The organism is Polaromonas sp. SP1 (genome assembly GCF_003711205.1).
In the GTDB taxonomy this organism is placed as follows: domain Bacteria; phylum Pseudomonadota; class Gammaproteobacteria; order Burkholderiales; family Burkholderiaceae_C; genus Polaromonas.
Genome location: NZ_CP031013.1, coordinates 4172027 through 4190398, shown reverse-complemented (window position 1 = coordinate 4190398; position 18372 = coordinate 4172027). Strand labels below are relative to the sequence as shown.

Here is an 18372-nt window from a genome sequence, read left to right as displayed (position 1 = left end):
ATGAGCAACGTGTTGAGAACTCTGCTGCGCTTTCTTGAAAACAATGTGGGCCGGATCTGGATGGGGCTGGTTTACCTGTTCCTCTACATCCCGCTGATTTTTCTGATCGTCTTTTCCTTCAACAGCACCCGGCAAGACGGCGTCTTCACCGGTTTCTCGCTGCGCTGGTACGAGGCGCTGCTGTCTGATTCGCGGCTGGTCGAGGGCTTCTTCCTGTCGCTGAAAGTCGCGCTGATCACGGGCACCTTGTCGGTGGTGCTCGGCAGCTTTGCCGCTTTTGTGCTGGTGCGCTATTTGCGTTTTACCGGCCGCACGCTGTTCTACGGGCTGGTCAACGCGCCGCTGGTCATGCCCGAGGTCATCATCGGCCTGGCCCTGCTGCTGTTGATGGTGGCGGTGCAGCGCACCATAGGCTGGCCGGACCGGGGCTTCATCACCATCGTGACCGGCCACACCCTCCTGGGCATGGCCTACGCCACGGTGGTGATTCAGTCACGCCTCAGTGAAATGGACCGCACGCTGGAGGAGGCCGCCATGGACCTGGGCTGCCGGCCCATCCAGGTGTTTTTCCTCGTGACCTTGCCCAGCATTGCACCGGCGCTCGTGTCAGCCTGGCTGCTCACGTTCACGCTGTCGTTTGACGACGTGGTGATTTCCGAGTTCTTGTCGGGGCCAGGTGTCACGACCTTGCCTCAGGTCATCTTCAGCTATGCCCGCCGCGGCGTGAACCCATCGATTTATGCGGCGGCCACGATCCTGATCACGGTGGTATCGGTGGGCATCATTGCCTACAGCATCGCTGTGTTGCGCCGGCAAAAACGGTTGGACCGCGAGATCAGTGCGGCGGCCCGGCCTGAGCAGGCCTTTCCGGACCCCGCCCGGGCAAAGTAGCCAGTACCACGCCGGCCAGCGCGATGCCAAAGGCACCGATCTGCGTGGGGTTGAGCGTTTCACCCAGAACGATGACGCCGACGGCCGCCGCGCTGACCGGCAGCATCACGGTAAACACGCCAGCCTGGTTGGCCGGAATGGTCTTCAGCCCGGTCATCCAGAGCCAGACCGTCCAGACGCTGGCAGCCAGCGAATAAAACAGCAGCAGCAACCAGGACGAAGGCGCCACGCGGCTGAAGTCAAAGCTCCACGCCATCCAGATGCCCAAGGGCGTGATCAGCGCAAAGCCCCAGAGATTGATCAGCGCCGTGATGCGCTTGGGGCTGAGCACGCCGGTGAGCTTCTTGCCGATGACCGCATAGGCGGCTTCGCACAGCACCGCCCCGACCAGCAGCAGATTGCCCAGCCAGGCGTTCTTTGATGCCAAATCGGCCTCCAGCCCAGTCACAGCATGGGCTGGCAGCTCACTTTTTGATAGCGAAACCAAACCGATGCCGATAACCGCGCAGGCCACGGCGCCCCATACACGCAGGCCGATGCGCTCGCGCAGGAACATCCAGCTCATCAGCGCCACGGCGGCCGGGATCGACGCCATGATGACGCCGGCCGCCACCGCGCTGGTCATGCTCACGCCGAACAGCATGCAGATCGAAAACAGGAAGTTACCCAGGAAGGATTCGAGGAACAGCAGCCGGCCGGTTTGCCGGCTCATGGGGGCTTCGTCTGCAGGCTTTTTCAGCCAGTGCAGCATGGCCGCACCGCCAATGCCAAAGCGCAGCCAGGCCAGCAAGAAGACGGGAAGGGCAGCGACGAGAGGTTTGGAGAGCGCTACGTAGCTGCCGACCAAAGACATGCTGAGCGCGAGGCAGGCGTACGCCACAATGCGGTTCATTAAACTGGGAGTTCCTGTTGCAGCGGCCTTGCAGCCTGCCGGTTGAAGAAGTTGGCCTGGCGGTGCCCGGCGCAGGCTGAAATCATGCCTCAATTTTTAATGCACGATCCGAACCATCGATGGGGCTTGACCTGATGCCGCAACCTTCCGCCCGCTATGTTTTTGTCTACGGCACCCTGCGCAAGGGTGAAGAGCGGGACATCAACCGCTTGCGGCCCGCGCCGCGGTGGATAGGGCGTGGCTCCGTGGCCGGAGTGATGCATCACCTTGGCCGCTATCCCGGGCTTGTGCTCGGAGGGGAGGGCACGGTGCACGGCGAGGTCTATGCCGTTGAGGCAGAACTGGAACGGGTGCTGGACGAGATCGAAGAGGTCTGGCCGCAGCAAACCGGTGAATATTTCAAGCGGGAAGTTGCGGTGCGGCTCGATGCGGCAGACGCTCCGTCCGGGTCGATTGACAGGGCCCGTGAGCTGGTTTGCCTCCTCTACGAAATCGCGCCTGAGCACACGCAAGGAAAACCCATCATCGCCGGTGGTGACTGGGTTGAGCATCTACGCAACCGCGAGAGCTGAACTTCAGCTTCTGAGCTGCGGCTGACTGCCCTGAGGGGCCCCAGGCATCCCTTTACGTGGCGGGCGCGCCCGCTGCATGTTGTGTATTTCATCATTCGATAAATTCATTCCGTAATGTGGAATAAGAAAATGGTGCGCCGCAAAAATATTTCTCAATGCAAGAAATTGAATTTCGTATTGCGGTATTTGAGTTAAATGTTGTTGATTTTATTAGGTTTAATTTTTATCTTATATAAGACATAAGAGCTTCACAAAGTCTTGTAGAAGACTTAAAGTTACCCCATCGAATCAGCCAATTCATTTCGTTTTCTTTTCAACCTACGGAGAGCCCACCATGCCGCAAACCCTGACCGAACAATTGAGCCGCGACCAGCAGATTTCCGCCCTGGAAAAAGACTGGGCCACCAACCCGCGCTGGAAAGGCATCAAGCGCGGCTACAGCGCCGCCGATGTGGTCCGCCTGCGCGGCTCCTTCCCCATCGAGTACACGCTGGCCCGCCGCGGCGCTGAAAAGCTCTGGAACATCCTGCACAGCGAGCCCTACGTCAACTGCCTGGGCGCACTCACCGGCGGCCAGGCCATGCAGCAGGTCAAGGCCGGCGTCAAAGCCATCTACCTGTCGGGCTGGCAAGTCGCCGCCGACAACAACACCTACTCGTCCATGTACCCCGACCAGTCGCTGTACCCGGTGGATTCGGTGCCCAAGGTCGTTGAAACCATCAACAACACTTTCCGCCGCGCCGACGAAATCCAGCACTCCAAAGGCATCGATGCCGGCGACAAGGGCTACATCGACTACTTCGCGCCCATCGTGGCGGATGCCGAAGCCGGCTTCGGCGGTGTGCTCAACGCGTTTGAGCTGATGAAGGCCATGATCCGCTCCGGCGCCGGCGGCGTGCACTGGGAAGACCAGCTCGCATCGGTGAAGAAGTGCGGCCACATGGGCGGCAAGGTGCTGCTCCCGACCCGCGAGTCTTGCCAGAAGCTGATCGCAGCCCGCATGGCGGCAGACGTTTGCGGCGTGCCCACGCTGGTGATTGCCCGCACCGACGCTGAAGCCGCTGACCTTCTGACCTCCGACTACGACGAGATCGACAAACCTTTCCTGACCGGTGAACGCACGGCCGAAGGCTTCTACAAGACGCGCAAGGGTCTGGACCAGGCTGTTGCCCGCGCCAACGCTTACGCCGAGTACGCCGACCTGGTGTGGTGCGAAACCGGCACGCCTGACCTCGACTTCGCGAAGAAATTCGCCGATGCCGTGCACAAGGTTCACCCCGGCAAGATGCTGGCCTACAACTGCTCGCCGTCCTTCAACTGGAAGAAGAACCTCGACGACGCGACCATCGCGAAGTTCCAGCGCGAACTCGGCGCCATGGGATACAAGTACCAGTTCATCACGCTCGCCGGCATCCACTCCATGTGGTACAACATGTACGACCTGTCGCAAGACTACGTCAAGCGCGGCATGACGGCTTATGTCGAGAAGGTGCAAGAGCCCGAATTCGCAGCACGCGACCGCGGCTACACCTTTGTGTCGCACCAGCAGGAAGTCGGCACCGGTTACTTCGACGAAGTCACCACCACCATCCAGGGCGGCAAGTCCAGCGTGACCGCGCTGACCGGCTCCACCGAAGAAGAGCAGTTCCACTGAGCTGGCTCCAACCCGATAAATTACCCAGACGCTTGTGCCTTCACGGGTACAGCTTTAGCCCGGACAGGAACTTAGGGCCTGTCCGGGCTTTTTTGCGGGCGCTTTTTGGCGTAGAGTGCAGTTTGTTACATAAAACACGACTGTGAACATCAACTGGAGGAGGCTGCCGTGTCGGACTTAACCGTGGGTTTCAAGCGCATCTCATGTCCTGATTGCGAAGGTTCCGGTGAACTGCGCATTGAAAGTGAAAACATCAATGAACATTTCGAAGTCGAAAAGCAGACCGTCATCACCGAATGCCCGCGTTGCCTGGGCCTCGGTTTCCTGCCGCCGGGCTCGCCGCAATAACGAATTCAGTGGCTCCGGCCGGCTCTTGTGAACAGGCCCGCCATCCTGCCGTAAAATGTGCGGATGCAATCAATCAAGCTGGAAACAGGAAGGATAGTTCGGGTTATGACACCGCGAACTACGACTTCGCCCGTTTTCTGGAGTCATCCAGGGCGTTAGCCCGCGTCCCCTGGTGATTGTTAGCTAAAAATTTCATAGCTTAAATCCAAATTCCCCCATCAAAGCGCGGCATGTTCCGCGCTTTTTTGTTGTCCTATTCCAACTTTCCGTTTCCCATAAAAGTCACTCCCATGATCCAGATCACGCTCCCTGATTCCTCCAAGCGCGAATACCCGCAAGCCGTCACGGTAGCCGAGGTCGCAGCCTCCATTGGCGCCGGCCTGGCCAAAGCCGCCCTGGGCGGCAAGGTAGACGGCAAGGTCGTCGACACCAGCTACCTGATCGACAAAGACAGCGCGCTTTCCATCATCACGGCCAAGGATGCCGACGGCCTGGACATGATTCGCCACTCGACGGCGCACTTGCTGGCCTACGCCGTCAAGGAACTGTTCCCGGATGCGCAGGTCACGATCGGCCCCGTCATTGAAAACGGCTTTTTCTACGACTTTTCGTACAAACGCCCGTTCACGCCGGAAGACCTGGTAGCGATTGAAAAACGCATGACCGAACTCGCCGCCAAGGACGAGCCGGTGACACGCCGCGTGCTGCCGCGCGACGAAGCCGTGGCGCACTTCAAGAGCATCGGCGAACACTACAAGGCCGAGATCATCGCGAGCATTCCCGCGAATGAGGACGTATCCTTGTATCGCGAGGGTGCTTTTGAGGATCTCTGCCGTGGCCCTCACGTGCCGAGCACGGGCAAGCTGAAGTTCTTCAAGCTGATGAAGGTGGCCGGCGCCTACTGGCGTGGTGACCACCGCAATGAAATGCTGCAGCGTGTTTACGGCACGGCCTGGGCCACCAAGGACGAGCTGCAGCAGTACCTGACGATGCTGGAAGAGGCCGAAAAGCGCGATCACCGCAAGCTCGGCAAGGAACTGGACCTGTTCCACATCGACGACCATGCGCCCGGTCTGGTGTTCTGGCACCCCAAGGGCTGGACGGTCTGGCAGGGCGTGGAGCAGTACATGCGCAAGGTCTACCAGGACAACGGCTACCAGGAAGTCAAAGGTCCGCAGATCATCGACAAGACGCTGTGGGAAAAAACCGGCCACTGGGACAAGTACCGCGACAACATGTTCACCACGGAGAGCGAAAAGCGCGAATATGCCCTCAAGCCGATGAACTGCCCCGGCCACATCCTGATCTTCAAGCAGGGCATCAAGAGCTACCGTGACCTGCCGCTGCGCTACGGCGAATTCGGCCAGTGCCACCGCAACGAGCCCTCGGGCGGGCTGCACGGCATCATGCGCGTGCGCGGCTTCACGCAGGACGACGGCCATATCTTCTGCACCGAAGACCAGATCCTCAAGGAATGCGTCGATTACACGACCTTGCTGCAAAAGGTGTACGCCGACTTCGGCTTCAAGAACATCATCTACAAGGTCGCCACGCGCCCCGAAGCCCGTATCGGCTCCGACGAAAGCTGGGACAAGGCCGAGCACGCTTTGATGGAAAGCCTGCGCGCGTCCGGCTGCGAGTTTGAAATCGCCCCCGGCGACGGTGCGTTTTACGGTCCCAAGATCGAATACACCCTGAAAGACGCGATCGGCCGCCAGTGGCAATGCGGCACCATGCAGGTCGATTTTTCGATGCCGGAGCGCCTGGACGCCGAATATGTGGGCGAAGACGGCAACCGCCACCGCCCGGTCATGCTGCACCGCGCGATTGTGGGCAGCCTGGAGCGTTTTATCGGGATTTTGATCGAGGAGCACGCCGGCGCCCTGCCGACCTGGCTGGCCCCCGAGCAGGTTTCGGTCCTCAATATCACCGATTCTCAGGCCGAATATGCCCGGGAAGTTGCCAAAACGCTGCAAAATCAAGGGCTTAGGGTCAACCTGGACCTGCGCAATGAGAAAATTACGTATAAAATACGGGAGCACTCGTTGCAAAAGCTGCCATATATCCTTGTCGTAGGCGACAAAGAGAAAGCAGCCGGAGCCGTTGCAGTGCGCGCCCGGGGTAACAAAGACCTTGGCGTGATGCCTCTCGATGCGTTTGCCCGGCAAATTGCCTCTGACATCACACAAAAAGCCTGAACCGCTGACGATTCCCCCGAATTTGTGAGCATTAAAGCTTCTCGTCCATGTAGGACGGGCGCAAGCCGCTATAGCTTTTATAGCAAGAGTTAAAGGATAGAACCATCGCTACTGAATTTCGTGACCGCCGTCACCGTGAAGAACGCAAGCACCGCTTGAACCGTGAAATCATGGCCCCCGAAGTACGTCTGACCGGGCCAGACAACGAGCCTTTGGGCATTGTCAGTCTCATGGAGGCCTTGCGCCTGGCAGGTGAGGCCGACGTGGACCTCGTTGAAATCTCCCCCACAGCGGTTCCCCCGGTGTGCAGGTTGATGGACTACGGCAAGTTCAAGTACGCCGAGCAGAAGAAGGCGGCGGAAGCGAAGTCCAAGCAAAAAGTGATCGAGATCAAGGAAATCAAATTCCGGCCCGGCACTGACGATGGGGACTACAACATCAAATTGCGCAATATCAAGCGCTTTTTGGAGGAAGGCGACAAGTGCAAGATCACCTTGCGCTTTCGCGGCCGTGAGATCACGCACCAGGAATTGGGTTTGGCCCTGCTGGCACGTATCCGCGATGAGTTGGCTGATTTGATTGTGGTGGAGCAATTCCCCAAGCTGGAAGGCAGGCAGATGGTCATGATGATCGCGCCGGGCCGTAAAAAGCCGGGTGCCGCCAAGTCTGCAGCCGACGCGGCGCCAGCGCCGGCACCGTCCGCGGCCTGAGTCAGGGGTAGAAGGCAAGAACAAGGGGCGCTTCGCGGCGTTCCTGTGGAAGCAGGTGCAAACCGGCTTTCCAAAAGCAGAAGGGTCGAATCTTCTGCGCCAGGCAAAAGGCTGAAAGGCTTTTTGCTTAACAAGTGTCTCGGGGCCATCAAGTCTGCGGAAGGTTCGCAGCGCCTCACGAGCACAAATGAAAAGGAGCATTTACATGCCCAAAATGAAGACCAAGAGCGGCGCTAAAAAGCGTTTCCGCGTTCGTCCGGGTGGTACCGTCAAGCGCGGTCAAGCCTTCAAACGTCACATCCTGACCAAGAAGACCACCAAAAACAAACGCCATCTGCGTGGTGCGGTGACTGTTCATGAGACCAATATGGGTCACATGGCACAGATGCTCCCAGGCCAGGGCATTTAATTAACGACGAACAAGGAGTACACACATGCCTCGCGTCAAACGTGGTGTAACGGCTCGCGCCCGCCACAAAAAAGTTTTAGCCCTTGCAAAAGGTTTCCGCGGCCGCCGCGGTAATGTCTTCCGTATCGCCAAAGAAGCGGTAATGAAGGCTGGGCAATATGCCTACCGTGACCGCCGTACCAAGAAACGCGTGTTCCGCCAGTTGTGGATCGCCCGTATCAATGCTGCAAGCCGTTCATTTGGCCTGACCTACAGCCAGTTCGCCAATGGCCTGAAGAAAGCCGGCATCGAGATCGACCGCAAGGTTCTGTCCGACATGGCCATCAATGACAGCGCCGCTTTCGGCGCCATCGTTGAACAGGTGAAAGCCAAGCTGGCCGCCTGATTTTCAGGCCAGGCAGTATTGATGCTATCAAATCAATAGCTGCTTACCCAGGAAATTAAAGGGCTGGAGCTTGAAAAGGCTCTGGCCCTTTTTCATGGTCTTTTCCGCAGCGCTCGCGATCCCCGACGTGGGGTGAGAGTGTTGCCGAAAACGCCTTTGCTGATTTGCATTTCGAACAAGAGAACGTATGACCCAACCTGATGCCCTCCATGAACTGGTCAGCAGCGCCCAGGCCAGTTTTGCGCAGGCCTTCACGCCTGCCGACCTGGAAAACGCCAAGGCGCAGTTCCTCGGCAAGACCGGCCGTGTGACCGAACTGATGAAGGGCATGGCCGCGCTCAGCGTGGAAGAAAAAAAATCCCGCGGCGCCGCCATCAATCTGGCCAAACAGGCCATCGAGGCCGCATTGACCGAGCGCCGCCAGGCGCTGGCGGATGCAGAGCTTCAAAAGCAACTCAAGGCCGAAGCGCTCGACGTCAGCCTGCCCGGCCGTCAGCGCACGCAGGGCGGTCTGCATCCGGTGTCGCTGACGCTGGAGCGCATTGAGGGCATTTTCGGCTCCATGGGTTTCGACGTGGCCCAGGGCCCCGAGATTGAAACCGACTGGTTCAACTTCACCGCGCTCAACACGCCGGAAGACCATCCCGCGCGCTCGATGCACGACACCTTTTACGTCGAAGGCGGCACCGAGGCCGCCCCCAATTTGCTGCGCACCCACACCAGCCCCATGCAGATCCGCTATGCGGTGCAACACGTCAAAAAGCACCGCGCACTGATCGACGCCGGCGGCCGCATGCCCGAGATCCGCGTCATCGCGCCGGGCCGCACCTACCGTGTCGACAGCGATGCCACCCACTCGCCCATGTTCCACCAGTGCGAAGGCTTGTGGATAGGCGAGAACGTAAGCTTCAAAGACCTCAAGTTCGTCTTCACCGATTTCTGCCGTACCTTCTTTGAAAGCGACGACCTGGTGCTGCGTTTCAGACCCAGCTTTTTCCCGTTCACCGAGCCCAGCGCCGAAATCGACATCCAGTTCCAGACCGGCCCGCTTGCCGGCCGCTGGCTGGAGGTGGCGGGCTCCGGCCAGGTGCATCCGACCGTGGTGCGCAACATGGGCCTGGACCCCGAGAAGTACATCGGTTTTGCCTTCGGCATGGGCCCCGACCGCCTGACCATGCTGCGCTACGGCGTGAATGACCTGCGCCTGTTCTTCGACGGCGACATCCGGTTCCTCTCGCAATTCCAGTCCTGAAATACAAGAACAAGAAAAACAAGGTTAGACCATGCAATTCCCAGAATCCTGGTTGCGCGAATTCTGCAACCCGCCTTTGACGACCCAGCAGCTCGCCGACACGCTCACCATGGCCGGCCTGGAGGTTGAAGAACTCAAGCCGGTGGCGCCGCCTTTCACCAAGATCGTGGTGGGCGAAATCAAGGAGGCCGTCCAGCACCCGGACGCCGACCGCCTGCGCGTCTGCCAGGTTGACGTGGGGCAGGGCAGCCTGCTCAACATCGTCTGCGGCGCGCCCAACGCCCGCGTCGGCATCAAGGTGCCGTGCGCACTGGTCGGCGCCGAGTTGCCGCCCGGCGAAGACGGCAAACCCTTCCTGATCAAGGTCGGCAAGCTGCGCGGCGTTGAAAGCCAGGGCATGCTGTGCTCCGCGCGTGAACTCAAGCTCTCTGAAGACCACGGCGGCCTGCTCGAACTGGCGGCCGACGCGCCGCTGGGCCAGGACATCCGCGAGCACCTGTTGCTTGACGACACCTTGTTCACCCTCAAGCTCACGCCCAACCTGGCGCATTGCCTGAGCGTGTACGGCGTCGCGCGTGAAGTCGCCGCGCTCACGGCGGCGCCGCTGAAGACGCCGGCTATTCCCGCCGTGAAGGCCACGGACGCCACCAAGCTGCCGGTGAAGATCAGCGCACCCGATTTGTGCGGCCGCTTCTCCGGCCGTGTGGTGCGCAACGTCAACACCAAGGCCAGCACTCCGCAATGGATGGTCGACCGCCTGGCCCGCTGCGGCCAGCGCAGCGTGACGGCGCTGGTCGACATCTCCAACTACGTGATGTTCGAGCTGGGCCGCCCCTCGCACATCTTTGACCTCGACAAAATCCATGGCGGGCTTGACGTCCGCTGGGGCAAGCCCGGCGAGACGCTCAAGCTCCTCAATGGCAATACCGTGACGGTGGACGAAAAGGTCGGCGTGATTGCCGACGACGAACAGGTGGAGTCGCTGGCCGGCATCATGGGCGGCGATGCAACTTCCGTATCCGACGACACCAAAAACGTCTATGTCGAAGCCGCTTTCTGGTGGCCCAAAGCGATTGCCGGCCGCTCACGCCGCTATAACTTCTCGACCGATGCGGGTCACCGCTTCGAGCGCGGTGTGGATCCCGGCCAGACCGTGGAGCACATCGAGCGCATCACGCAGCTGATCATCGACATTTGCAGCACCGCCGATACCGCGTGCGGCCCGATGGACGACCAGCAGGTCAACCTGCCCAAGGCCGCGCCGGTCACCTTGCGCGTGGCCCGTGCAGCCAAGGTGATCGGCATGCCGCTCACGCAGGCGCAATGCCTGGACGCCCTCCAGCGCCTCGGCTTGCCGGTGGCGCAAGGCGAGGGCACGCTCACCGTGACGCCACCCAGCTACCGCTTCGACTTGCAGATCGAAGAAGACCTGATTGAAGAAGTGGTGCGCATGGTGGGCTACAACCAGCTCCCCGAAACGCCGCCGCTGGCGCCCATCACGGCCAGGTTGCGCGCTGAGGCCGAACGCAGTCCGTTTGGCGTGCGGCGCGCGCTGGCGTCGCTGGGTTATCAAGAGACGATCAACTTCAGCTTTGTGGAAGAGCGCTGGGAGCATGAACTCGCCGGCAATCCCAACCCCATCAAGCTGCTCAATCCCATCGCCAGCCAGATGAGCGTGATGCGCTCTTCCTTGCTGGGCTCGCTGCTGCAAGTGCTCAAGTTCAACCTGGACCGCAAGGCTCCGCGCGTGAATGTGTTTGAGCTGGGCCGCGTGTTCCTGCGCGACGCGCAAAGTCAGAACACCGATACCACCGTGGCCGGCTTCAACCAGCCCATGCGTGTGGCCGGCCTGGCTTACGGCCCGCGTGCGGCGCTGAACTGGAGCCAGCCCGACAAGGCGGTGGATTTCTTCGACATCAAGGGCGACGTGGAGGCTTTGCTCGCGCCGCTCAAGGCTGTCTTTGCGCCGGCGGCGCACCCTGCCATGCACCCCGGCCGTTGCGCGAGTGTGTCGGTGGGCGGCAGGGCGATTGGTTTTGTGGGCGAGTTGCATCCGCAGTGGCGCCAGGGCTACGACCTGGCCCAGGCGCCGCTGCTGTTCGAGCTGGAGCTTGACGCCGTGCTGCAGCGTCAGGTGCCGGAGTTCAAGCCGGTCAGCAAGCTGCAGCCGGTCGAGCGCGACATCGCCGTCATCGTGGCCGAGGGCGTCACACACGCCGCGCTGATGTCGGCCATCCACGGCGCCAATACGCAGGGCCTGCTCAAGGGCGCGACGCTGTTTGACGTCTATCGCCCCCAGCAAGCCAGCGCCAGCATGCAGATGGGCGAAAAAAGCCTGGCCGTGCGCTTGGTGCTTTCGAGCGACGCCGCTACACTGACCGACGAGGAGATTGAGGCGGCCGTTCAGGCGGTTCTCGCAAATCTGCAGGGTCAGTTGGGCGCACGGTTGCGTGCCTGATCCGTCAATACCAGCCTCCAAAAATAAAAATTGCAGGAGTTGCGCCACATGGAATTTTCTGTAGAGAGCCTGGAAACCCCGGCGCTGACCAAAGCACACCTGGCCGAACTGCTGTTTGAGCAGATCGGGCTCAACAAACGCGAATCAAAAGACATGATCGACGCGTTTTTTGACCTGATTTCCGACAGCCTGGTGGACGGGAATGATGTAAAAATTTCCGGATTCGGCAACTTCCAGATCCGCACCAAGGCGCCGCGGCCCGGCCGCAACCCCCGAACCGGCGAAGCCATTCCCATCCAGGCTCGCCGCGTCGTCACGTTCCACGCCAGCCACAAGCTCAAAGACCAGATCCAGGGCGAGAACCCGGCTGAATAAGCCCGGGCAGGTCCGGGCAGTGTGCCGCCGCGCCGGCTACCGGACTGCCAATTCCACCGGCCGTGAGTTTTTGTAACGGTAAGTCAATTGTGTGACGGAACAACACATTTCAAAAAACAGAAGCAACTCTTTGCGCTAACTTTAGACTTAGAGTAGATTTAGAGGTTTCCTCCTTAGCGCATTGATTTAATTGGAGAAAACCCTTCCACCCATCCCGGCGAAACGCTATTTCACCATTGGTGAAGTCAGCGATTTGTGCGGCGTCAAACCTCACGTGCTCCGTTATTGGGAGCAAGAGTTTACGCAGCTGCGCCCGATGAAGAGACGCGGCAACCGCCGCTACTACCAGCACCATGAGGTGCTCATGATCCGCCGCATTCGTGATTTGCTCTACGACCAGGGCTTCACCATCAGCGGTGCGCGCAACAAGCTCCAGGAAATCGTCCAGATCGAACGCGACAAGCGCCGCAACGGTGAAGTCATGCTCGACGGCGTTGAAGTGCTCGAAGGCGGCGAATCCCTGCTTGAAGATTTTGAAGACTCTGTCGACCACTCCGACTTCGAAGACAGCGAACCTGAAGGCCACGATCTTCCCAGCGGCACGGCGGCGCAGCAACGGCTGCAACTGGTTCGCCGTGAGCTGTTCGAAATTCGCGATCTGCTCGGCAACAACCACTGAGAAGTGCACTGCGCCACGTTATAATCTGAGGCTTCGGTGTGTGGCGCAGCCTGGTAGCGCACTTGCATGGGGTGCAAGGGGTCGAAGGTTCGAATCCTTTCACACCGACCATTAGATAGTGCAGAGGCCTTCAAGGAGCGATTCTTGAAGGCTTTTTCATTGGCGAATCAATAGCTTAGGCTGCCATAACGTACAAAGAACTCTATTGCCTGCCTGGCCTGGATACAAGCAGCGGTTTGAACGGAAAAAATTTTTGGGGCTGGCCCTGAAAGCGCAGGCCCAGAGCGGGGCGACCATATCGGCTGGTGGAATTGAAATATTCCCGCCAAGCGACGTTCGTGAAACAGGCCAACATTGCCAATGGGCCGCAACAGGTTAACAACAATTTGCCGCCTAATCTCAGATTTGCGAGCGCAAGCCAAACAAAGCGCACCTATCTACTAACGCGCCTAGTAGAAGGCCTCATGCGCGACGCATCGCGGTTGCTAGGGGACCGGCTCCGCCTGTATCCCTGCGCGCCGCGGGCGAGAGGACGAACGTAGTGCGGCGGCGGTTTGGGGTGGCATGGGCAGCGCAAGATGGCCGTCATTCAAGCTACCAAGTGGGCTAATGGCGGCCAGCAATCCCCATCTTTCTCAAATAGCCAGCCTCAAAGCGCTGAACTTCAGTTCGCTGGAGTTGCTGTCATTTTGGCAAGACAGGAAGCCGTTGCGTGCATAAAGTCATAAAACTCGCCAGACCTGCAATTAACAACATCCGGGCGGTAAGAGCCAATCACCGCCACACCCAAATCTAGACCAATTTCCCGAACTATTTTCTCGGTCGGAATCATGGCTTTCACGTTGGGCGACGCTTCAACAAGCCAGACATTTTGATGGTATGGCGTCATCAATAGAACAGGTTGTACGCCCTGAGACTTTACCCACTTGAGCAGAGCAATGAAGGCGGTCACTGCGCGAAAGTCGTTAACCACACCAGTGGTTTTATAGGGGGTTCCGCCAATAGGCACCTTTGCAGCCATTGTGCTGGTAATGTATTCTGAAGAGTAGACGTTACTTCCGTCTTGCAAAATTATCGGAAATTTCCCACCTACATCTTCATCCACGTTTTGGGCAAGCTCGATTTTTGGTTTTAGCGTGCCTTTGGAAAGAAGACCGATTGATCTCGACGTGTATTCGGCACTTACGAGGCTACTCCAACGATTGGAAGACGCTGCCTCCTGGGGGGAGTCTCCGATCGCTGATTGAGCCGCAAGGTACGAATCTGCAAAACGAACTTTCCAGCGCTCATCTTTTTCGTATGCAAATGTCCATGGATCAATGCCGAAGATCAATTTTCGCGGCTTGCCGCTTGACAACGCCAACCAAGTCAGTGTGATGTGATCTTCGATTGCTGCACCTGAGACACCGAGGTTCAGTATGCTTTTGCAGCTAGGGAAAGAGCGATGTTTTCTTTCACTGCCAATTTGCATGACATGACTGCTTCCTATGACAACGCAGTCATAGTTGGCAGCGAATTTAGCCAATTCAGACTTGTACTCCCGCTCGTCCATCGAGTCCGGCTGGATAAGTCCATGCTCTGACTGGATAAGCGCTTTTGCGTATTGTTGACCGAATGTCGTCGGGCGGTATAACCCTGCGGGGTCTATGGTCCAGTTCAAAGCGGCTGCGATAGCGACCATAGAAGCGGCAGTGCTCAGTGTGGTCAGGAAATAGGTCATATGGAAGTGATATCAGTCTTAAAACTGAAAATATAGAAATGCACTTTCGCGGGTAAGCATTAATAAGCTCAGAGCAAACAGGACTCCGGCTGCAACACCACACACCCTGGACAACTTCCACGTCAACCGCGTCACAGGCACAAGATCCAATGCCGGGTCATAACGCGACATCCATTGTTGAGTATTTGGCAAGCCCCACACGATAGCCAGACCAATGGGAATAGCGAGCAGCACGTCCCAATTTTTGAGAGCCGCCATTGGCGTAAGACCCTCAAACACCGTGAACATGCTGAAAAATCCAGGCAACCTCGACTCAAAACTTGAGGGCAAAGACATCCCATTGACCCCGACCATCCCCGCCCACATTCGCAGCGCCACCTCCATATCAGGCGCCCTGAAAGGCACCCACGCAACGACCACCACAACAAAGGTCAAGCCGATACCTGCAACGGCACGCCAGCCCGTAGCCGCCACACACGCGCCAGTCAAATTGCGCCACCCATGGTTAATCACCAGGTACACGCCATGCAAACCACCCCACAGCACAAAGGTCCAGCCTGCACCGTGCCAGAGCCCACCAAGCAACATGGTGATCATCAGGTTGACATAGCGACGCGGAACACCCTTACGACTACCGCCCAGTGGCACATAGAGGTAATCGCGCAGGAATGTGGACAGTGTCATGTGCCAGCGCCGCCAGAACTCAATGATGTTGGGGGCCTTATAGGGCGAATCAAAATTGAGAGGTAGTTTGATGTTTAGCATGCGCGACAAGCCGATCGCCATGTCGGAATAGCCAGAAAAGTCGAAGTAAAGCTGTAGCGCATAGGCCAACGCACCAATCCAGGCTTCAAACACTTTTGGTTCGCCGCCAAGGGCCGCCGCGTTGAAAACAGGGTTGGCGTAAAGCGCAAACTGGTCTGCCAGAAGCACTTTCTTCGCCAGTCCGATGATGAAAATGGTCAAGCCGATATTGAAGTTTTCCAGGCTGATCCGGTAGGTCACGGAGTGCCGAAACTGCGGCATCATTTGCTTGTGGTGCAGCACCGGTCCCGCGATCAGGTGCGGAAAATACGTCACAAACAACGTGTAGTGAATAAAGTTGAATTCCTTGACCTTGCCCTGGTAGGTGTCGACCAGATAAGCGATTTGTGTGAAGGTGAAAAACGAGATGCCGAGCGGCAACACCACATTGGTCAGCGTCCAGACCCCACCGGTTACCTGGTTCAGGTTGTCAACAAAGAAGTTGGCGTATTTGAAATAGACTAAAAAAACCAGGTTGACTGCTATCGCTGAAGCCAACATGACTTTTGAACGTCGGCCCGAGGTGCCATGATTCTGTCGTACGCTGCGCCCAATGAGGAAACCAGCCCCGAAGTTAAAGGCGATAGATGCCAGCAGCAGCCCCACATAGCGCTCGTCCCACCAACCGTAGAAAAACAGCGATACCGCTGCCAGCCACAGCGCTGCCAGACGATGGCTAGTTCTACCTAGAAAGAAAAAACCGAACAGAGTGATCGGCAGAAAGCCGAAGATAAAGACGTAGGAGTTAAACAACATGCAGGAAATCCGGTTTGTTTAAACCAAATTCCGAAAGCGTGAAAGGGCCTGCCGCGCCATATTTGAGGTCCTATAGGCAGCCGTTATGCGTTTATGGGAGATGGCCTTATATGAACTGCGGTATTGTAATGTTCAGCGCCGCTTAAGACTTAGCTTTCATGCGGGTGGCCGGTGATCATTCAAGCGTTTCACACAATACTGATTAGGGTTGGCAAAGTAGTGCCTGCTAACCTTTTTTCATTGGCGGGCCAGAAATCGCGAGAGCACTTTGCGCAAGGCAAAGAAAAAATAGCAAAGGGCAGCAGGCCAAGCGACCCGACGGCTCAACAGCTCACGCTGCGCTTGTGATGCCCCGCGTAGCCCGCCCCAGCGCGGCCCGTGCTAGCAGGCGTGTCGAATCCAGCGTTGGCAGCGGCGAATTGGCGTCGCTCATGATGAGCGGGATCTCCGTGCAGCCCAGCACGACGGCGTCGCAGCCCTCGCTTTTCATGCGCGCCATCACTTGCTGGAAATACCCAATCGCCTCGGGCTTGAAGACGCCGTAGACCAGCTCATCCATGATGATGCGGTTGATCTCGTCTCGCTCGGCATCAGTAGGGCGCAAATACTGCAGCCCGCGCGCTGTGAGTTTTTCGGGGTATACCTCGCTGTTCGTCAGCCAGCGGGTGCCGGTGATGCCGATGCGGCGGTATCCGCGCCGTGCGGCTTCTTCGGCGACGACTTCTGCAATGTGCAGCCACGGCAACGGTGAGCGCTCCTGCACATAGGCAAACGCCTGGTGGATGGTGTTGTCGGGGCACACCAGGAAATCGGCGCCCGTTTTGGCGAGCTTGTGCGCCGAAGCCAGCATGACGTCGCCGACACCCTGCCAATCATCCCGGTAGATGTGCGCCATATAGTCCGACAGCGAAGGCGTGTGCATCGACACCTCGGGATGGGCGTGCGGGCCCAGGTGTTTGGCGCCTTCCGCGCAGATGGTTTGGTAGCAAAGCGCTGCGCCTTCCGCGGAGCAGCCGACGATGCCGATGTGTTGGGGCTTGGGCATGGTGGTGGTGGCCTTGTGTAGGTGTGGGCGGCACCCACCTGAACGGCAAGATGCTTATTGGGTCAGATAAGTTTTCCGTCCGCATTCTCAACCCCCGGAAAACCCTGAGTGCCAGGGCCGGAGCCCCCGCGCGGGCAGGGTCAGGCGGGCTCGGGCGCCAGGTCCTTCGCGGCCGGTGCTTCGGGCTCGCCTGAAGCCTCCTCATCGCCCAGCTCGCCGCCCAGCGCATCCAGCAGGTCGGGGATCAGCGACGACAGCTCGCCCGTGATGATGGCCGCGTCGGTGTCAAACCCGTCGTCATCCTTGCCGCTTTCCTGCACGCCGTCCAGCACCACATCCAGCAGCTTGAGTTTTTTGAGTTGCGCGGTTTCCGTCAGCACAAAAGACACGCGCTCGTTCCACGTCATGGCCAGTTGCGTCGGCACCTTGCCGGCGGCAATGTGTTGGGCCACTTCGTCGATTTCCAGCGTGTGGCGTGAATAGCGCACGGTGGATTTCTGGTCGTCCGGCGTCTTGAGTTCGCAGTCGCGGTCGACCGAGAAGTTGTATGGCGCTTCGCGGGTCGACAGCCAGTGCGACATCGCCGCCGCGGCGGACATCTGCGTCTGGATCGGGCTGGCTTTCAGGCCGGGCAGGGCGCCGGGCACCTCGCTCAACGCTTCCACCAGGTAGCTCACGATCTTGTCGGCGCCGGTGAGGTTGCCGGCGTCGACCACCAGGAACTTGTTGGCCATGTCGATCCAGAGCGTCGTCGTCGAGCGTTTGGTAAAAGCGCGCGGCAGCAGGTCCAGCATGACCTCCTGCTTGAACTCTTTCTTGATCTTGGCGCCGACGCGCTCGCGGCCGGTTTCTTCCTTGTACTTTTCAATGCGCTCTTCCACCGCAGCCTTGACGGCGGACGACGGCACGGGGCGGCGCTCGGTGCACAGGCGGGCGATCAGCTGGCGGCCCACACTTTCGAGCAGCACGGTGCTCTTGTTGCCGCGCGGCGGCACCCAGCCGCTGGACTCGGGCTCTGTCGCGCCGCAAGGCACAAAACGGTGGGACTGGAAAATTTCTTCAAGCGCTTCCAGCGGTGGAAGCACAAAATCGTCGGCAATGCGGAAAAAGATTGCGGTGTTGAACATGGAATCCGGGGAAGGGGGTTGGAAGAAGAGAGGCCGGCTGACGGCCAGGTGACGAGGGCCAAAGGCCGCTCAGGGAAATTTTACTGGGCGCTTTGAC

At 58.8% G+C, this 18372-nt stretch carries 17 protein-coding genes and 1 tRNA gene; 13 read left to right on the top strand and 5 right to left on the bottom strand.

The window, feature by feature from the left end; genetic code table 11:
• A complete protein-coding gene (locus tag DT070_RS19715) occupies window positions 1-891 on the top strand; it encodes an ABC transporter permease (protein WP_122956928.1) in 891 nt (296 codons plus the stop codon).
• Here DT070_RS19715 and DT070_RS19710 read toward each other — a convergent pair.
• Window positions 836-1783 (bottom strand): DMT family transporter, encoded by a 948-nt coding sequence (locus DT070_RS19710; protein ID WP_122956927.1) that lies wholly within the window; start codon window positions 1781-1783, stop codon window positions 836-838. The two genes, DT070_RS19715 and DT070_RS19710, sit on opposite strands and share 56 nt — an antisense overlap.
• Window positions 1784-1902: 119 nt before the next feature.
• Here DT070_RS19710 and DT070_RS19705 point away from each other — a divergent pair, with 119 nt between their 5' ends.
• From DT070_RS19705 to DT070_RS19655, 12 genes are all read left to right on the top strand, one after another.
• Window positions 1903-2355, top strand: a complete 453-nt coding sequence (locus DT070_RS19705; RefSeq protein WP_228778441.1) for a gamma-glutamylcyclotransferase — start codon at window positions 1903-1905, stop codon at window positions 2353-2355.
• A gap of 334 nt (window positions 2356-2689) precedes the next feature.
• Window positions 2690-4009: an isocitrate lyase gene (aceA, locus tag DT070_RS19700; RefSeq protein WP_092128310.1), complete on the top strand. Its 1320-nt coding sequence runs from the start codon at window positions 2690-2692 to the stop codon at window positions 4007-4009.
• A 168-nt stretch (window positions 4010-4177) separates the two neighbouring features.
• Complete coding sequence (locus tag DT070_RS21440) at window positions 4178-4357, top strand: hypothetical protein (RefSeq protein ID WP_153976329.1); 180 nt, start codon at window positions 4178-4180, stop codon at window positions 4355-4357.
• Between the two features lie 290 nt (window positions 4358-4647).
• The gene (gene thrS, locus DT070_RS19695) at window positions 4648-6555 is read left to right on the top strand and encodes a threonine--tRNA ligase (RefSeq protein ID WP_122957506.1); all 1908 of its coding nucleotides are present in this window, start codon (window positions 4648-4650) and stop codon (window positions 6553-6555) included.
• A gap of 104 nt (window positions 6556-6659) precedes the next feature.
• Window positions 6660-7265, top strand: a complete 606-nt coding sequence (gene infC / locus DT070_RS19690) for a translation initiation factor IF-3 (protein ID WP_122956926.1) — start codon at window positions 6660-6662, stop codon at window positions 7263-7265.
• Between the two features lie 205 nt (window positions 7266-7470).
• Window positions 7471-7674 carry a 50S ribosomal protein L35 gene (gene rpmI / locus DT070_RS19685; protein ID WP_007870723.1) on the top strand — a complete coding sequence of 68 codons (204 nt, stop codon included), beginning with the start codon at window positions 7471-7473 and terminating at the stop codon, window positions 7672-7674.
• 25 nt (window positions 7675-7699) lie between these two features.
• Complete coding sequence (gene rplT / locus DT070_RS19680; RefSeq protein WP_092128304.1) at window positions 7700-8059, top strand: 50S ribosomal protein L20; 360 nt, start codon at window positions 7700-7702, stop codon at window positions 8057-8059.
• 187 nt (window positions 8060-8246) lie between these two features.
• Entirely contained in the window at window positions 8247-9311 is a 1065-nt protein-coding gene (gene pheS, locus DT070_RS19675) for a phenylalanine--tRNA ligase subunit alpha (protein WP_122956925.1), read from the top strand.
• 31 nt (window positions 9312-9342) lie between these two features.
• Window positions 9343-11769, top strand: coding sequence for a phenylalanine--tRNA ligase subunit beta (gene pheT, locus DT070_RS19670; RefSeq protein ID WP_122956924.1), 2427 nt, complete (start codon window positions 9343-9345; stop codon window positions 11767-11769).
• Between the two features lie 48 nt (window positions 11770-11817).
• Entirely contained in the window at window positions 11818-12144 is a 327-nt protein-coding gene (locus tag DT070_RS19665) for an integration host factor subunit alpha (protein ID WP_074575303.1), read from the top strand.
• Between the two features lie 190 nt (window positions 12145-12334).
• Window positions 12335-12823 (top strand): MerR family transcriptional regulator, encoded by a 489-nt coding sequence (locus DT070_RS19660; RefSeq protein ID WP_122956923.1) that lies wholly within the window; start codon window positions 12335-12337, stop codon window positions 12821-12823.
• 34 nt (window positions 12824-12857) lie between these two features.
• Window positions 12858-12934, top strand: a tRNA-Pro gene (locus DT070_RS19655).
• A 553-nt stretch (window positions 12935-13487) separates the two neighbouring features.
• Here the strand turns inward: DT070_RS19655 and DT070_RS19650 are convergent.
• The 4 genes from DT070_RS19650 to DT070_RS19635 all read right to left on the bottom strand — a co-directional run bounded on the left by DT070_RS19650 (window position 13488) and on the right by DT070_RS19635 (window position 18275).
• Window positions 13488-14543 carry a hypothetical protein gene (locus DT070_RS19650; protein ID WP_122956922.1) on the bottom strand — a complete coding sequence of 352 codons (1056 nt, stop codon included), beginning with the start codon at window positions 14541-14543 and terminating at the stop codon, window positions 13488-13490.
• A gap of 18 nt (window positions 14544-14561) precedes the next feature.
• A complete protein-coding gene (locus DT070_RS19645; protein ID WP_122956921.1) occupies window positions 14562-16103 on the bottom strand; it encodes an MBOAT family protein in 1542 nt (513 codons plus the stop codon).
• Between the two features lie 331 nt (window positions 16104-16434).
• Complete coding sequence (locus DT070_RS19640; protein WP_122956920.1) at window positions 16435-17148, bottom strand: aspartate/glutamate racemase family protein; 714 nt, start codon at window positions 17146-17148, stop codon at window positions 16435-16437.
• A 140-nt stretch (window positions 17149-17288) separates the two neighbouring features.
• Complete coding sequence (locus tag DT070_RS19635) at window positions 17289-18275, bottom strand: recombination-associated protein RdgC (protein WP_122956919.1); 987 nt, start codon at window positions 18273-18275, stop codon at window positions 17289-17291.
• Window positions 18276-18372: the final 97 nt, after the last annotated feature.

Excerpts from the sequence above, each read along its gene's own strand:
- pheT (WP_122956924.1), top strand. The coding sequence starts at position 9,343 with ATGCAATTCCCAGAATCCTGGTTGCGCGAATTCTGCAACCCGCCTTTG.
- DT070_RS19705 (WP_228778441.1), top strand. The coding sequence starts at position 1,903 with ATGGGGCTTGACCTGATGCCGCAACCTTCCGCCCGCTATGTTTTTGTC.
- pheS (WP_122956925.1), top strand. The coding sequence starts at position 8,247 with ATGACCCAACCTGATGCCCTCCATGAACTGGTCAGCAGCGCCCAGGCC.
- rplT (WP_092128304.1), top strand. The coding sequence starts at position 7,700 with ATGCCTCGCGTCAAACGTGGTGTAACGGCTCGCGCCCGCCACAAAAAA.
- aceA (WP_092128310.1), top strand. The coding sequence starts at position 2,690 with ATGCCGCAAACCCTGACCGAACAATTGAGCCGCGACCAGCAGATTTCC.
- DT070_RS19710 (WP_122956927.1), bottom strand. The coding sequence starts at position 1,783 with ATGAACCGCATTGTGGCGTACGCCTGCCTCGCGCTCAGCATGTCTTTG.
- DT070_RS19650 (WP_122956922.1), bottom strand. The coding sequence starts at position 14,543 with ATGACCTATTTCCTGACCACACTGAGCACTGCCGCTTCTATGGTCGCT.
- DT070_RS19640 (WP_122956920.1), bottom strand. The coding sequence starts at position 17,148 with ATGCCCAAGCCCCAACACATCGGCATCGTCGGCTGCTCCGCGGAAGGC.
- rpmI (WP_007870723.1), top strand. The coding sequence starts at position 7,471 with ATGCCCAAAATGAAGACCAAGAGCGGCGCTAAAAAGCGTTTCCGCGTT.
- DT070_RS19715 (WP_122956928.1), top strand. The coding sequence starts at position 1 with ATGAGCAACGTGTTGAGAACTCTGCTGCGCTTTCTTGAAAACAATGTG.
- thrS (WP_122957506.1), top strand. The coding sequence starts at position 4,648 with ATGATCCAGATCACGCTCCCTGATTCCTCCAAGCGCGAATACCCGCAA.
- DT070_RS19645 (WP_122956921.1), bottom strand. The coding sequence starts at position 16,103 with ATGTTGTTTAACTCCTACGTCTTTATCTTCGGCTTTCTGCCGATCACT.
- DT070_RS19635 (WP_122956919.1), bottom strand. The coding sequence starts at position 18,275 with ATGTTCAACACCGCAATCTTTTTCCGCATTGCCGACGATTTTGTGCTT.
- DT070_RS19665 (WP_074575303.1), top strand. The coding sequence starts at position 11,818 with ATGGAATTTTCTGTAGAGAGCCTGGAAACCCCGGCGCTGACCAAAGCA.